Here is a 14,381-nt window from a genome sequence, read left to right as displayed (position 1 = left end):
TGGTCTATCTGGAGCCGAAATGATGCGACACTGCGCTCTCTTGCACAGCCGCTCCGCCTCCTCGAGACGATGCGTGTTGAGGATGATGGTCCGGCCGGTGCTCCGCAGCTCGAGGAGGAACTCCCGGACGGTCCGGGCCACCTCTGGGTCGAGATTGGCGGTCGGCTCGTCGAGCAGGATGACGGGCGGGTCGTGCACGAGGGCGCGGGCGAGTGCGAGCCGCTGCTTGAGGCCCTTGGACAGGCTCGCGGCGGGATCATCGCGTCGCTCCCAGAGCCCGAGCCGCTCGAGCAGCCGTTCCGTCTGCTCGGGGCGCACCGCGGCGGGCAGGTGGTGGAGCCGGCCGAAGAAGTCGAGGGTGCGGGCGGCCGACAGGTCTCCGTAGAGACCGACCTCCTCGGGGAGCACCCCGATCGGGCTCCGCAGCCGTGTCCCGGCCGAGCGCTCGGTGACATCGACACCGCAGACGACCGCGCGGCCCTCGGTCACCCCGATGAGGCCCGCGAGCATCCGCAACGTCGTCGTCTTGCCGGCGCCGTTCGGGCCGAGCAGGCCGAAGAGCTCGCCTTCAGCGATCTCGACCGACAGCCGGTCGACGGCCAGGGTCTGCCCGAACCGGCGGGTCAGTCCCTCGACGGAGATCACCGTCCCAGCATGCGCCGACCGCCTGTGGTACCGCTGCGAAGGCGAGGCAGCCGACGGCGGTATTACCGGGCCCGGTTCGCGCTCTTCTGTGTGACGCCACGCGCGAGAGGACCACCATGCCCACCGATCGACTCACCGACCAGCAGCGGGACCGGCTCCGCGAGGTCCTGGCCCCGGTCCGAGGCGTCAGCCTCGACCTCGACGCACTGGCGAGATACGACCTGCACCCCAGGCGGCTCGACGACGTTGTGACCAGTCACGGCCTCGACGAGGGCCGGCTGGACTTCCGCCGTCCGGTCTGGCCCGTCCCCTACCACCTGGACGTCGCCCGGTTCACCCAAGGCCTGCACGACGCACTGAAGGACAGGGTCGTCGGCTACTCCATGGAGCTGCGCCGACACGGCATGTCGATCGCAGCCCAGAACTACGGCTGGGCCAAGACTCCACCGGACGGCGGCCAGCCGTGGACCACCGGGGTGCGGATGCACGTCGCCAGCGTCAGCAAGCTGATCACCGCGATCGCCATGACCAAGGTCCTGGCCGCACACGGCATCTCACCCGATGCCAAGATGACCGGCTACCTGCCGGGCTACTGGAACAAGGGCCCGCACGTCGGTGAGATCACCTTCCGGCAGCTGATGACGCACCGGTCAGGGTTCGACGTGCCGGGCAGCGCGTCGGACTTCGGCACGATGAAGTCGCAGGTGGCGTCCGGTGTGGCCGCCACCGGCGGGTACCACTACGAGAACATGAACTTCGGCCTGTGCCGGCTCCTGATCGCGACGATCACCGGCGCCGTGCCGGTGGACGCCCGGTTCGTCATCCCGTTCCTGCCCGAGGATCTGATCTGGGACTACGTGGCCACCACGGCATACGCCCAGTTCGTGGGGTGGCACGTCTGGGAGGCTGCCTGTGTGACCGGCCCGACGCTCACCCATCCTTCCGAGGATGCCTTGGCGTACGACTTCCCCGTCGGGTCCGGCTGGAACTCCGGCGACCTCACCTCGATGGCCGGCGGCGCGGGGTGGCACGCGTCGGTGAGGGATCTGCTGGCGGTGCTGAACGACTTCCGGCGGGTCGGCACCATCCTGACTGCGGCCCAGGCCCAGCAGATGCTCGACGACGGGTTCGGGATCGACCTGACGCTCAGCACGGCAGCCGGCACGTTGTACAACAAGAACGGGTTGTGGCGGGACGGGTCCGGCCGCAGCGAGCAGTCGCTCGCCTACGTCCTACCCGAGGACATGGAGCTCGTGGTGCTCACCAACTCGACCGTAGGGGTGGCGGACGAGTTCTTCCGCGATGTCGTCACCGACGTCTACCTGGCCAACCTGCACCCCGCCCTGGACCTGCCGTTCCCCGTCGAACAGGCCCACGACGTTCACCACCCGCTTCCGGTCGGCGCACGATGATGACCGACACCAACGCACCGAGGGGCATGGCTGTCCCTTTGGCGGCCTTCGGGGCCGGGGCGCTCGTCGCCCTGCTCGTCGGGGTGCTCGGGACCGTTCATGCCCCCTCGCTCGGCGGCACGACGACCCTCGGCTTCGACACCGTCCTGCAGATGAAGGTCGTGGTCTCGACGGTCATCGGGCTGCTGGCCATCCTTCAGGTGCTCGGCGCGCTCGTGACGTACGGCAAGCTCGGGATCACGGCCCCTTCGTGGCTGGGGACCGCGCACCGCACCGGCGGGACGATCGCCGTGATCCTGTCCGTGTTCGTCGCATACCACTGCCTGTGGTCCCTCGGCCTGCAGACCGTGGCCATCGCGGGTGGTGGGGCGGTGCCGCTGCGGACGATGGTGCATGGCCTCGCCGGCTGCGCCGTCGTCGGCGCCATCGTGGTGAAGGTGACCGCGGTCCGATCCAGACGCTCCCCCGGCTGGTTCCTGCCGGTAGCCGGCGGGCTGCTGTTCGCCCTCCTGGTCGTCGTCGTGCTGACCTCGGTCGTCTGGTACCTCGGCGAGAACGGCTGGCCCGGCTCCGGCGGGTACAGCTGACAGCGTGGTCGTCACGACCCGCACCTAGACCCCAACGCCACGTAGCGCAATTCGGGTCATGACGCGCGTGGGTGGACGGTGATCAGGTCGATGGTGGCGGGGCCCTGGGGGCAAGTGCTGGCCGGCTCGTCGAGTCTCTTGGCGCGGTAGTTGTTGTGCCGGGCGCGTTTGACGGCTCGGGGACAGGTACCCTTGACAGGACAGTTCGAGCGCCCGGTAGAAGAGCATCCCGCGGCTGCGCGAGCGGCGCCGGTTGAAGCGGAACACGAACTCATGGGTAGCTCGGCAAGTGCGCCTCGTCTAGCGATCCCTGATGGGTGCCCACAACCAGCGCTTGGCCAACGGCACGTCCGAATGGTGTCGGCACCTGCGAAGGGGTGCGGCGAGATGCCATCGTCACGGCCAACTGCGCTGCGTGCGGCGCCACCGCTGTGGCGTGATGCCGTGCAGGACTCGGAAGCGACGGACCAGATAGGTGGCGTCGCGCAGCCCGGCCCGGGAGGCCACCACGGCCAGCGGCAGGTCGGTTTCGCGCAACATCCGCCGGACCTCGGTCATGCGCCGCTCGGTGATCCACTCCAGCAGCGGTCGGCCGGTCCGCTCGCGGAGCACCGTCGTGAGGTGTCCCGGGGTGTAACCGAGCGCCCGCGCGACGTCACCGGCGCCGACCGGCTCGCGGAACGTCGCCTCGATCTGCTCGAAGACCTGCTGCACCAGCGGGTCCGGCGCCCCCGGCGGCCCTGGTGCCAGCCGCGCGGCCGCGACCAGGACCCGGGTCAGGAGTCCGGCCACGACCTCGCGGGCCCCCAGGCGACCCGGGTCGGCGAGTTCCCCGGCCAGATCGGCCAGCCACCCCGACCAGCCAGCCCGGTCGGGCTCGGCCACCAGGCCGCGCCCCGCGGCGGGCGCGAAGATCGCGAGCAGCGGGTGGTAGGCCCAGGTCAGCGGGGAGACCGCGGCCAGGGCGGGCACCGCGTCCGGTGTGAACGCGACAGCCCACGCGCGGTAGCGGGTCGGCTGTGAGCCGGCCGACAGGTCGATGACCTGCTCAGGCGACAAGGCGTGCACCTCGCCGGCGCGCAGCGGCCGCTCGGTGCCGTCGACGGCGAACGACCCCGCGCCCGCTTCGAGGTAGACCAGCACCAGGAAGTCGTGGGCATGCCGGTGATCTGGCAGCGGTTGGTGGGTGGCCTCGGTGTCCAACATCACCACCGAGACCGAGGGCGCTCCGGCGCGCAATTCGTAGCGGTAGACCGGCGTTCCGTCGGGCCGCAGCCTGCGCAGCCGCGGGGGTGACCACCGGGAGTACCCCGCGGAGCCCTCAACCGAAGGATCTGCCATAGCGCCCGACTTCCATGCTGCCGTCAAACCACAGAATATCCCAGGATCGAAGGTGACCATCCCCGTCCACCGGGGACCAAACCGAACACACAGGAGCACACCATGGCAACCGACACCGGGGTCCGCATCCTCGACCAGCGCACGCCGCAGGAGCGGAACCGACCCTTCCTGCCGGGTATGGGAAAGACCTGGCTCCTCCCGCTCTACGACATCGTCAGCCGCGTCGCCGGCGTCCGCGCGCTGCACCGACGTGCGGTCGCCCTGGCCGGCATCGCGGCCGGCCAGGCCGTGGTCGACGTCGGTTGCGGCACCGGCAACCTGTCGCTCGCCGTCCTGACGGCCCACCCGGACGCCCGCGTCACCGGCCTGGACCCCGACGGACACGGCCTTCGCCGGGCCGCGCGCAAGGCCCGCCGCAACGGCGTATCCCTCACCCTCGTGCAGGGATACGCCGATCGGATCCCCGCTGAGAACGCGTCGCTCGACCACGTGGTCTCCGCACTGGCACTGCACCACGTCGACAACCGGGTCGCGTTCGCGCAAGACGCGCTCCGCGCCCTGCGGCCGGGCGGCACGGTCACGATCGTCGACTTCGGCGGCCCGGTGCAGGACGGTGATGCTCGCCACCACACGCACGGTCACGGCCAGCGCCGCCCGCCGCGCGCGCACCTGCGGCTGCCCCACACCCCCGCGGTGGCCCGCAACCTCGACGACGGCCTCGTCACGCTCCTCGTCGCTGCCGGGTTCGCCGACGCCCGCGAGGTCGAGCACGTCGACCACCCCCTCGGCCGGATCACCTTCGTGCAGGCGACCCGCCCCTAACAAATGTCCGGTCCTGGGCGACCGTCATGCGGCTGACCGCACGCCCTAAACCCGGCCCGGGCGGGCCCCAAACACCGCACCAACCACGAACACCACACCGGAATCCTGCTAGATCCCCGGCACGCCTGCGCAGCTGGCGATGGACCAGCTGACCGCGGAAATCCCGGCCTCCGGCGGTGCCACCGGGCGCATCGTCTTCGCCACGCGGCCGGGCCACACGCTTGCCGAGCCGCAATATCAGCAGGTCATCGCCCGGGTGCTGGCCGGCACCCGGCAACAGCCCGATGTCGTCGCGGTGATCGATCCGGCCACAGCAAAACGATCTCACCGGACGGTGCGTTCGACATGCCAGTGGATCAGGATGCCGCGGCCTCCGTAGCGGGAGTGCCACTCGGTGAAGGTGTTCTGGTCTCAGCGGGGTGGCTCACGTCGCGTCCCGGCGCTGGTACTGGGTGACGAGCGCGGCGACTCCCTCGCGGTAGGTGGGCCACGTCGGTGTCCACCCCAGCTCGTTGCGTGCCTTTGCCGAGCTGACACGCAGACCGCCGGTCATCACCGCCTTGGCGTAGGGCGTCGCGATCAGCAGCCAGGAGGGCACCGCGCGCGGTCGAGGCGCGTGCCGAGCGGCCGCCAAAGTGGTGACCAGTTCGGAGAAGCTGACCGGCTCGTCGTCGGCGATGTTGTACGCCGCTCCCGCGGTCCCGTGTTGGAGGGCGGCTACCGTCGCGGCGGCTGCGTCCTCGATGTGCACCCACGGCTGGACCCCGCCGTGGCGGATCACCGGCAGACGCCTGCGCCGTATGCCGTCGACGAGCATGTCTCCAGCGGCGCCAGCCCCCGTAGAACAGCCCGTAGCACAGCGCGACTCCCCGCAGGTGAGCTGCGCCCAGGACCTGCTCCTAGCCCTGGCGACATCTTGTTCATCACGTAGCTGATCCTGAGATTGCGCTCGAGGTCGTTGATGGCGATCGAGCCGCCCCAGCCACCCCAGAAGCACACGCGCCCGACCGGGATGTAGGGCCGCGCGGCGACCTCCAGCGCGTAGCCCAGGCCGAACCGGATCGGCAGCCCGAGCACGAGGTGGGTGCCGCTGGACTGCTCGTGGAAGATCAGGTCGATCGTGTCCGGGGAGAGCAGACGGATGCCGTCCACCGCGCCACCGTTCGCGACCACCGCTTGCGCTCGGGCCACCGAGCGCGCGTTTCCGTGACCGTTCGCCGCCGATCTCGGCGCGCCGCCACTGTGGGGTCCAGGAGTCCATCGCGTCGGGCGCGGGGCCGGTGAACGTCCTGCTCATGATGCTGTCGGGGTCGATCCCCACGGGGACCGGCAACGGCGGCGGGGGATGACGTTGGCCACGCGCCCGAACTCCGAGTCCGGCACGCCGATGTGGAAGTCGGCCGCCAAGGGCTTGGCGACCTCGTCGGCGCGATGAGGTCACTGACCACACCGCGCACCGAGCCGAACCGCGTGTCGGGCTTGCGTCGAGTTCATCTTCGGTCCGCTGGCCGACAACCCACATCGCGTTGGTGCGCCAGTGCGCCCGTCGACGGCCAATGGCGCGCTCGGCGTGGCGAGTACCGCGTCCGCTTCCGTATTGAGGACGAGGAGCACATCGCCTACGTGCTCGACATCGATCACAGACGGGACGTGTACCGCAGTTGACCCGGTTGCGGGTCCGCGTGCGGGGACTGCCGCCTACCCGGTTGAAGGATGTGCTTGGGTCGACTGATCGAACAAGGCACCAACAGGACACCTACGGTCGACGCGCGGGCAGCTCGCTCCACAGCCGCCAGCTCGTCGCCACGTAGTCGCACGGACACGACCGCTGATACTTCCCCCGGCGCGCTCGCAGCTGCTGGCAACCGGTCGAACTCAGCCTCAAGGGCGCTGCGTTCGTCCTTGGTCGTAGTCGCTCATGTGCCCACTTCCCATGCTGTGATGGGCCGGATGCGGCCGACGCCATGATCGATGAAGGGGATGAGCACCCTGCGACCTCCGTTGGTGGCACGTCTCGCCGGCCGCTCATGTTTAGCTAAGGGTAGGCTCCTAATCTTAACTAAGTGCCCTGCGAACCCGGAGAATGATGGACTGGCCCCGTGTACATCATGAGGTCCTGCCGTGGACGTCACGGTCCCAGGGTGTGCTGCCCCTGTCGCGACGGCAGCAGCGTGACCTCCCGAGCACCTACCGAGTGGCGCTCGTTCCGCCCATAGCGGATGTGGCGCTCTCTCTGGCGAGCGACCTCGCCGCCGACATCGACGACGCGCAGCGCAGCCTCTCCGGCTTCGACGCCGCGGCTGGAGGAGAAATCGCCCCGTTCGTTTCGGTGCTGCTCCGCTCGGAGAGCGCCGCTAGCTCGCAGATCGAGAACCTCACATCGTCCGCTCGGGCACTGGCGGAGGCGGAGATCGACGAAGGAGGCCGGACGAACGCCGCGATGATCCTCGGCAACGTCCGCGCCATGCGCGCCGCGATCGACCTGGCCGGCGCCCTCGACGAGGCAGCGATCCTCGCGATGCATGATGCTCTGCTTCGCGACGACCTCGGTCACGCTGCCGGGGCCTGGCGCACAGAGCCCGTCTGGATCGGAGGCGCCGCACACCATCCGCACGGAGCAGCGTTCGTCCCGCCCATGGCGGCCCAGGTGCCGGCTCTGGTCGCCGACTTGGTCTCCTTCATGGACCGCGACGACCTGCCGCCCCTTGCCCTGGCGGCGCTGGCGCACGCCCAGTTCGAGACGATCCATCCGTTCACGGACGGGAACGGACGCACGGGCCGGGCGCTGCTGCATGCGATCCTGCTGAACACGGGGGCCGCTCGGCACGTCACAGTTCCCATCTCGGCCGGGCTCCTGGCGTCACGGGACGACTACTTCGCGGCCCTGACCGCATACCGAGAGGGAGACATCGAGCCGATCCTCCGAGAGGTTGCCAGTGCGACCCGCGTCGGCGTCCTCGTGGGACGAGACCTCGTCACGCGGTTGCGAAGCGCACGCGAGGAATGGGGGCACAGGCTGACGGTGCGTTCCGATGCAACCGTCCTGTCGGTCGCAGACCTGCTCGTGCGCCAACCGGTCATCACGGCACGGGTCGTGATGGACGCCTGCCGCGTGTCGGCGCCGACAGCGCAGAGCGCGGTGCGGCGCCTCGTCGAGGTCGGCATCCTCCTCGAGTCGACCGGGCGTCGCCGGGGACGGGTCTACCGGGCGCCCGACATTCTTGCCGCGCTCGACACCTACGTCGCGTGCCTCGGCCGTCGGGGCGGGTGAGGAAGCCCGTCCGGGAACCGAAGCCGACGACGACGCCACCACGAACGCACTGCGCGATCAGGGCACGAAGGTCACGCTGGGGCTCGTCACCCCAGCTCGGCTCGGCGAGCCTGCAGATGGGCGCTCTCGATGTCGTTGCCCGTCAAGCTGATCGCGGCAGCGTAGGCATCGCGGGCCTCGTCGAGGCGGCCGAGCCGCCGCAGCAGCTCGGCCCGCACGACGTGGAACGCGTGATAGTCGCCGAGGTCGAGCTCGTCGACCAGACCGAGAGCGGCCGAAGGCCCATCGACCTCCGCGAGGGCGACGGCGCGGTTGAGGGCTGCGACGGGCGACGGGGCAAGCGTCAGGAGCTGGTCATAGAGCACGACGACCTGGTGCCAGTCGGTCTCTGCCGCCGTCCGTGCGTCCGCGTGCACGGCATTGATCGCCGCCTGGATCTGGTACGGCCCAGGAACATTGCGTCGCAGGCACTTTCGGACCAGCTGATGGCCCTCCGCGATCAGCTCCCGGTCCCACAGTGCCCGGTCCTGACCGGCGAGCAGCACGAGCTCCCCTGTGGGCCCGGTCCGTGCGGGCCGGCGCGCCTCGGTCAGGAGCATGAGGGCGAGCAGACCGGCCGCCTCGGGCTCGTCCGGCATGAGCTCGACGAGGAGCCGGCCCAGCCGGATCGCCTCGCCGGTCAGGTCGGCCCGGACGAGCGAGTCCCCGGACGTCGCCGCATGCCCCTCGGTGAAGATGAGGTAGATGACGGCGAGCACCCCGCTGAGCCGATCGGGCAGATCGGCGTCCCGGGGCACCCGGTAAGGGATCCCGGTGTCACGGATCTTCTTCTTGGCCCGTACGATTCGCTGGGCCATCGTCGCCTCGGGGACGAGGAAGGCGTGCGCGATCTGCGCCGTCGTCAAGCCACCGAGCAGGCGCAGGGTCAGCGCGACCCGCGCCTCCAGCCCGATGGCGGGATGGCAGCACGTGAAGACGAGTCGCAGACGCTCGTCGCGCACAGGACCCTCCTCGACATGCTCGCCCCAGGCCTCGTCCGGCGCGTGGAGGATGAGCGACTGGGTATGCCGCTCAGTGCGTTTCGCCTCCCGGCGCAGTCGGTCGACGGCCCGGTTGCGAGCGGCCGTGATGATCCATCCTGCGGGGCTCGGCGGCATCCCGTCCCGGGGCCAGCGTTCGACGGCGACGGCGAAGGCCTCCTGCACCGCATCCTCGGCGAGGTCGATGTCGCCGAGGATGCGGATCAGGACGGAGACGCACCGCGCGTGCTCGCGCCGGAACACCCTGGCGATGTCGTCCGAACCGACTCTCACCGCGTCATCAGTGCTCGGGCTGCCGGCCCGGGTCGTCCTCGTCGACGAACGGGCGGATCTCGACGGCCAGGCCGGTGGCTGCGCCGATGCGCTTGGCCCAGCCGAGTGCCACGTCGTAGTCCTCGGCCTGCACGATCGAGAGCCCGCCCATGTGCTCCTTCGCCTCCAGGAACGGGCCGTCGGTGAGCAGCTGCGCCGAGCCGTCGCGTGGGGTCCGGACCGTCGTGGCGGCGGCGAGGTCACCGAGACCGCCGGCGAAGACCCAGCCGCCGGCGGCGCGGATGTCCGAGTTGACCTTCTCGAGCTCGGCCATGACGGCTGCGAGGTCGACCTCGGCGGGCGGAGGCCCAGGAGGTGCGTAGAGCGTGATGAGATAGGTCTTCATCGTGAGTCCTTCCGGGTGGAGGGCGTGCCGGCTGCATGCCCGTCACCCTCTACACGAACGTACCTGCCCCGGATCGACAGCAGCGGGAGTGCGCGCCCGGCGACTTTGACGAACGCGGTGCGTCAGTCGCTCTCACCCGTGCTCGCCTTGTTCTGGACGACCTTGCCGACCCGGCGTCGAGGATGACTTGCTCACCACAGTTGGTTCAACGTTGATCCATTCGAGCACGCGGGACCCGGGCCAGCCGAGATCCTTGCCCTCAGACGCACCCGTATCGTGCGGCGAGGCCCGTGGTTATCGGCGCTCCGTGGTCGACCGGACGAGGCATGGGTATGTCGTTCAGCTCGCCCGGCGCCCGAGGTGACCTCGATGGGAGCGAGCTCAGCGGCATACCCACTGCTGACGGGTCGAGCGAAAGGTCGGCGGCGAGGCTCTGGCCCGGGCCACCTCGGACGACGCGGAGGACCGCCCCGAGAAGACGGCTCAGGAAGATGAGCCGGACGAGCGCGACAGTCGTGGCGATGGGCCGAGTGCCGAGGGGAGCCGCGACGACGGCAGGTGAGGCCGTGGCATAACGCCCCACCGCGAGAGCAAGACTCGCAGCGGTCGCTCGGACACACAAAGTGGGTCACGTCTCCGGGGTCCACGCACGCGCCGGTGCCCCGTGTCGCACTTGTTGTGTTCTTCCACCCGGGACCGGCACCTGCGCAGGTGGCGTCGCCGCGGTCACGGAGAACCCCTTCCCGCGACCGGCTCTGTGGCCGTTGCGCGCCCTCCTTGGCTTCCGGTATGACCGCCCCGAGCGCGCTCCCGGCCCTATCGTCAGATCATGACGACCACGCCGCCCGGCGCATCAGTCGACCTCTTCCGCTACGGCATCGAGGCTCCCTACGTGCCGGCCGGGCTGGGCGCTGGAGCGGTCGTGTGCTTCGTCCTCGCCGGCCTGTCCCGGTCCTGGATCTGGTTGGTGGTCGGCCTGCTCCTGTCGGTACAGACCCTCGTGTTCCTGCACACCACGCTGCGGGGCAAGCTGCGGGTGTGGGAGGCCGAGCTCGACCGGCTCGGCCTCGAGGGCGACGAGCGGCTGGTCGACCTGGGGTGTGGTCGAGGCGCCGTGCTCATCGCGGCGGCCGAGCGCCTGCCGCGGGGCCGAGCCGAGGGCGTCGACCTGTGGCGGAGCAAGGACCAGAGTGGCAACGATCCGGAGACGACCCGCCGCAACGCCGTGGTGGCCGGAGTCGCCGACCGCGTCGAGTTGCACACGGCCGACCTGGCCGCGCTGCCCTTCCCCGATGACACCTTCGACCTGGCGACCAGTGCCCTGGCGATCCACAACATCCCCGATGCGCACCAGCGAGAGCGCGCCGTCCGTGAGGCGGTGCGGGTGCTCAAGCCCGGCGGCCGGCTCGTGATCGCCGACATCAGCCGCACCAGCGACTACGTCGCCACACTGCGCGGGATCGCCACCGACGTCACGACCAGGGGGCTGGGACCCAGCTACTGGTACGCCGGGCCGTGGATGGCCGCCCGGATGGTCACGGCCGTCAAGCCGGGTCCCTGAGCGTCCGGTAGGAGTCGCGCCGAACGACCACTATTCGCCGCCACCAGGCACGGCGAGCGCGACGGCACGGGTCGGCGACCAATAGTGGTCGTTCAGCGAAACAGCCGGTATGCCGCTCATCTGACCTATGTCGGATTTTTCATGACATTCCCTGCGAAACGCCCTTCTGTCTGGAAGACTCTGTCCTTGCCGGTCGGTGATCGTTTGTCGTCGTTTGACGGCGTCAGGTCACCGGACCGGCCGGACGCCAGCACACGTTTCGCCCACCCTCCGAGGGCTGGACCCAACGTGGTCGCCGGTGTGGCGCCCGTCCTGCGAGCGTCTGCTCGCGCTCTGATCGAGGTGGCCGGCGTCGCCGAGGTGACGTGGCCGGAGAGGGGACCTGATGAAGGGTCGAGCGCTACGAGGAATGATCGCGGCCGGGGCACTGGCGCTGGCGACCGCCGTCGGGGCGGTCCCGGTGGCCGCACCGAGCGCCGCCGCACCGGCCGGCACGGTGCACTATCCGGACCTGCAGAACATCATCCCGACCGGTGACATGTCGATCCACGGGTCCGGCCCGGACCGGGAGTTCCGGTACACCCATCTGTTGTACAACGGTGGCGACGGGCCCTTGGAGATCCAGCCGCAGTACAACAACGCCTCCGGCACCTACCAGGGCGTCCAACGGGTCTACACCCACGACGCGAGCGGCACCTGGTCGATCGCCGAGCAGTCGCGGGTCGGCGGGGCCTTCGTCTACCACGCCGAGCACGGCCACTTCCACTTCCCGATGGCCTCGTTCGGCCTCTACGCCGTCGCGGCCGACGGGGGCGTCGGCGACCCGGTCACGATGAGCCCGAAGAACGGCTTCTGCATCGCCGACTCCTACATCTACGACAAGACGCTGGAGCATTCCGGCACGTTCGGCTACAGCGGCGGCACCTGCACCGACCCGAGCGCCATCCGCGGGATCTCGGTCGGCGGCGCCGACGAGTACGACTACCGCGACCCGGGCCAGTCGGTGCCGATCGCCGACCTGCCCGACGGCACCTACTGGTTCCGCGCCCTCGTCGACCCCTACAACTACTTCCAGGAGAGCGACAAGGCCGACAACGAGACCGACGTCAAGGTCCGGATCACCGGCAGCACGCTGGAGACGCTGGGGACGACCCACCCGGACTCGACACCGCCGCCGAGCACCCTGACCGCCCCGACCGACGGGTCGCAGGTGCACGGGACGGTCACACTCACCGCTGCCACCCCGCCGGCAGGCAGCCAGGGCGTCCAGTTCATCGTCGACGGGCAGCCGGTCGGCGACCGGGTGACGACGGGCCCGTTCGGCTACGCCTGGGACACCACGACGGTGACCAACGGGACGCACTGGGTCGCGGCTCAGGTCACCGACGCCCATGGGTACGTCGGGACGTCGGCGGTTGCCGAGGTCTCGGTCTCCAACGGCACCACGCCACCGCCTCCGCCGCCCGAGGGTGTCCTGGCCCTCGACCAGCAGGCCTCCGCCGACGGCACTGGCCCAGTGACGGCCACGCTCTCGACGGGCGCCGCGGGCGACCTGCTGCTGGCGTTCGTCGGCGGCGACGGGCCCGGCTCGGGCGGGGAGACGGCCACCGTCAGCGGCGCCGGCCTGAAGTGGTCCCTCGTGGGGCGTGCCAACAACCAACCCGGCACCTCCGAGATCTGGCAGGCCACCGCGTCCGGGCAGCTGTCCGACGCGGCGATCACCTCGACGCTCGGACACGGCGGCTACGGCCAGTCGCTGACCGTCGTCGCCTTCTCCGGCGCGGCCGGCGTGGGGACCTCGGCGGGCGACGGCGCACGCACCGGCGCACCCACCGTCAGCCTGACCACGACGGCAGACGGCGCGTGGGTCTACGGGGTCGGCAACGACTGGGACCAGGCGCTGCCACGCACCGCCGGAGACGGCCAGCATCTCGTGCACCAGTGGGTCGACAGCCGCACCGGCGACACCTACTGGGCGCAGTCGCAGGTCGAGGCCACCGCGACCAAGGGGACGACGGTCACCCTCGACGACCCGCAGCCGACCGGGGACCGGTGGAACCTCATGGCCGTCGAGGTGCTGCCCAGCACGCCGCCCGCCCCACCACCGCCTGACACCACCGCACCCTCGGTGAGCATCAGCGACCCGGCGGACGGCGCCACCGTCTCCGGCGAGGTCCGCATCGCCGCCGTCGCGAGCGACGACGTCGGGGTCACCAGCGTGGCCTTCCACGTGGACGGCTCACCGGTCGGGGACCCGGTCACCTCCCCACCGTTCACGACCACGTGGTCGACAGGCTCGGCCACCGCGGGCCAGCACACGCTCACGGCGGTCGCGTCCGACGCCGCCGGCAACACGACGACCTCGGCGCCGGCCACGGTGACCGTGGACAACTCGACGCCCGCACCGGCGCGCATCGCGATCGACGGGCAGGTGTCCAAGGATGCGTCGAACACGATGACGACCCCGGCCTTCTCGACCTCCGCGCCGGGCGACGTGCTGCTCGCACTCGTCGCCTACGACGGCCCCTCGTCCGGCCCGCAGACCGCGACGGTCTCGGGGGCAGGCCTGACCTGGACGCTGGTCAAGCGCAGCAATATCCAGTCCGGCACGTCGGAGATCTGGTCGGCCAAGGCGACCGGCACGCTGGCGGGCGCCAAGGTCACCTCGACACCAGCACGCAAGGGCTACCACGGATCACTGACGGTGCTCGCGTTCACGAACGCCGACGATGTCGGGGTGGCGGGCGCGGCCAGCGCACCGAACGGCGAGCCGGATGTCTACCTGCCCGGGGTCGAGGCGGGTGCGTGGGTGTTCGCGGTGGGCAACGACTGGGACCGCGCCGTAGCACGGACACCCGTCGACGGGCAGGTGCTGGTGCACCAACGCGTCGACACCTCGGTCGGTGACACGTTCTGGACGCAGTCGACGGCGGCCCCGAGCACCATCCTCGGCGTCGTCGACATCCACGACAGCGCCCCGGCCGACGACCAGTGGAACTACGCGGCGGTCGCCGTGCTCCCCGCCCCGGCCGGCTGACCGCGAC

At 70.4% G+C, this 14,381-nt stretch carries 13 protein-coding genes and 2 pseudogenes; 8 read left to right on the top strand and 7 right to left on the bottom strand.

Annotation, left to right across the window (positions count from 1 at the left end; genetic code table 11):
- On the bottom strand, positions 1 to 645 hold a 645-nt coding region (locus L0H79_RS07910), incomplete at its 3' end, for an ABC transporter ATP-binding protein (RefSeq protein WP_301484049.1).
- A 116-nt stretch (positions 646 to 761) separates the two neighbouring features.
- Here L0H79_RS07910 and L0H79_RS07905 point away from each other — a divergent pair.
- A complete protein-coding gene (locus L0H79_RS07905; RefSeq protein WP_301484048.1) occupies positions 762 to 2,057 on the top strand; it encodes a serine hydrolase in 1,296 nt (431 codons plus the stop codon).
- 26 nt (positions 2,058 to 2,083) lie between these two features.
- Complete coding sequence (locus L0H79_RS07900; RefSeq protein ID WP_301484047.1) at positions 2,084 to 2,644, top strand: DUF6529 family protein; 561 nt, start codon at positions 2,084 to 2,086, stop codon at positions 2,642 to 2,644.
- Positions 2,645 to 2,848: 204 nt separating this feature from the next.
- Here L0H79_RS07900 and L0H79_RS07895 read toward each other — a convergent pair.
- Positions 2,849 to 2,972, bottom strand: a pseudogene (locus L0H79_RS07895) (IS1595 family transposase); the annotation flags it as partial.
- Between the two features lie 68 nt (positions 2,973 to 3,040).
- Complete coding sequence (locus tag L0H79_RS07890; protein WP_301484046.1) at positions 3,041 to 3,850, bottom strand: AraC family transcriptional regulator; 810 nt, start codon at positions 3,848 to 3,850, stop codon at positions 3,041 to 3,043.
- Between the two features lie 237 nt (positions 3,851 to 4,087).
- Here L0H79_RS07890 and L0H79_RS07885 point away from each other — a divergent pair, with 237 nt between their 5' ends.
- A complete protein-coding gene (locus L0H79_RS07885) occupies positions 4,088 to 4,807 on the top strand; it encodes a class I SAM-dependent methyltransferase (protein WP_301484045.1) in 720 nt (239 codons plus the stop codon).
- Between the two features lie 139 nt (positions 4,808 to 4,946).
- A complete protein-coding gene (locus L0H79_RS07880; protein WP_301484044.1) occupies positions 4,947 to 5,186 on the top strand; it encodes a hypothetical protein in 240 nt (79 codons plus the stop codon).
- A 45-nt stretch (positions 5,187 to 5,231) separates the two neighbouring features.
- Here the strand turns inward: L0H79_RS07880 and L0H79_RS07875 are convergent, their stop codons facing one another.
- Both L0H79_RS07875 and L0H79_RS07870 read right to left on the bottom strand, forming a co-directional pair.
- On the bottom strand, positions 5,232 to 5,624 hold the full coding sequence (locus L0H79_RS07875) for a hypothetical protein (RefSeq protein WP_301484043.1): 393 nt from the start codon (positions 5,622 to 5,624) through the stop codon (positions 5,232 to 5,234).
- Positions 5,585 to 6,067: pseudogene (locus L0H79_RS07870) on the bottom strand (serine hydrolase); the annotation flags it as partial. The pseudogene L0H79_RS07870 and the gene L0H79_RS07875, both read right to left, overlap by 40 nt.
- 171 nt (positions 6,068 to 6,238) lie before the next feature.
- On the opposite strand from L0H79_RS07870, the gene L0H79_RS22185 reads away from it, so the two are divergent.
- On the top strand, positions 6,239 to 6,472 hold the full coding sequence (locus L0H79_RS22185) for a type II toxin-antitoxin system RelE/ParE family toxin (protein WP_367652446.1): 234 nt from the start codon (positions 6,239 to 6,241) through the stop codon (positions 6,470 to 6,472).
- A gap of 478 nt (positions 6,473 to 6,950) precedes the next feature.
- On the top strand, positions 6,951 to 8,078 hold the full coding sequence (locus tag L0H79_RS07865; protein WP_301484042.1) for a Fic family protein: 1,128 nt from the start codon (positions 6,951 to 6,953) through the stop codon (positions 8,076 to 8,078).
- A gap of 86 nt (positions 8,079 to 8,164) precedes the next feature.
- Here the strand turns inward: L0H79_RS07865 and L0H79_RS07860 are convergent, their stop codons facing one another.
- The gene (locus L0H79_RS07860; RefSeq protein ID WP_301484041.1) at positions 8,165 to 9,391 is read right to left on the bottom strand and encodes an RNA polymerase sigma factor; all 1,227 of its coding nucleotides are present in this window, start codon (positions 9,389 to 9,391) and stop codon (positions 8,165 to 8,167) included.
- Positions 9,392 to 9,398: 7 nt separating this feature from the next.
- Positions 9,399 to 9,776 carry a YciI family protein gene (locus L0H79_RS07855; protein WP_301484040.1) on the bottom strand — a complete coding sequence of 126 codons (378 nt, stop codon included), beginning with the start codon at positions 9,774 to 9,776 and terminating at the stop codon, positions 9,399 to 9,401.
- An 829-nt stretch (positions 9,777 to 10,605) separates the two neighbouring features.
- On the opposite strand from L0H79_RS07855, the gene L0H79_RS07850 reads away from it, so the two are divergent.
- Together L0H79_RS07850 and L0H79_RS07845 are read left to right on the top strand one after the other, a co-directional pair.
- Positions 10,606 to 11,337 carry a class I SAM-dependent methyltransferase gene (locus tag L0H79_RS07850; RefSeq protein WP_301484039.1) on the top strand — a complete coding sequence of 244 codons (732 nt, stop codon included), beginning with the start codon at positions 10,606 to 10,608 and terminating at the stop codon, positions 11,335 to 11,337.
- Between the two features lie 385 nt (positions 11,338 to 11,722).
- On the top strand, positions 11,723 to 14,374 hold the full coding sequence (locus tag L0H79_RS07845) for an Ig-like domain-containing protein (RefSeq protein WP_301484038.1): 2,652 nt from the start codon (positions 11,723 to 11,725) through the stop codon (positions 14,372 to 14,374).
- Positions 14,375 to 14,381: the final 7 nt, after the last annotated feature.

Source organism: Intrasporangium sp., assembly GCF_030452765.1.
Taxonomy (GTDB): domain Bacteria; phylum Actinomycetota; class Actinomycetes; order Actinomycetales; family Dermatophilaceae; genus Intrasporangium_A.
The sequence above is the reverse complement of the archived record's forward strand: the minus strand, read 5'-3'. Positions and strand labels throughout refer to the sequence as shown.

Coding starts and splice junctions, on each gene's coding strand:
- L0H79_RS07905 (WP_301484048.1), top strand. CDS start 762: ATGCCCACCGATCGACTCACCGACCAGCAGCGGGACCGGCTCCGCGAG.
- L0H79_RS07900 (WP_301484047.1), top strand. CDS start 2,084: ATGGCTGTCCCTTTGGCGGCCTTCGGGGCCGGGGCGCTCGTCGCCCTG.
- L0H79_RS07890 (WP_301484046.1), bottom strand. CDS start 3,850: ATGTTGGACACCGAGGCCACCCACCAACCGCTGCCAGATCACCGGCAT.
- L0H79_RS07885 (WP_301484045.1), top strand. CDS start 4,088: ATGGCAACCGACACCGGGGTCCGCATCCTCGACCAGCGCACGCCGCAG.
- L0H79_RS07880 (WP_301484044.1), top strand. CDS start 4,947: ATGGACCAGCTGACCGCGGAAATCCCGGCCTCCGGCGGTGCCACCGGG.
- L0H79_RS07875 (WP_301484043.1), bottom strand. CDS start 5,624: ATGCTCGTCGACGGCATACGGCGCAGGCGTCTGCCGGTGATCCGCCAC.
- L0H79_RS22185 (WP_367652446.1), top strand. CDS start 6,239: ATGAGGTCACTGACCACACCGCGCACCGAGCCGAACCGCGTGTCGGGC.
- L0H79_RS07855 (WP_301484040.1), bottom strand. CDS start 9,776: ATGAAGACCTATCTCATCACGCTCTACGCACCTCCTGGGCCTCCGCCC.
- L0H79_RS07850 (WP_301484039.1), top strand. CDS start 10,606: ATGACGACCACGCCGCCCGGCGCATCAGTCGACCTCTTCCGCTACGGC.
- L0H79_RS07845 (WP_301484038.1), top strand. CDS start 11,723: ATGAAGGGTCGAGCGCTACGAGGAATGATCGCGGCCGGGGCACTGGCG.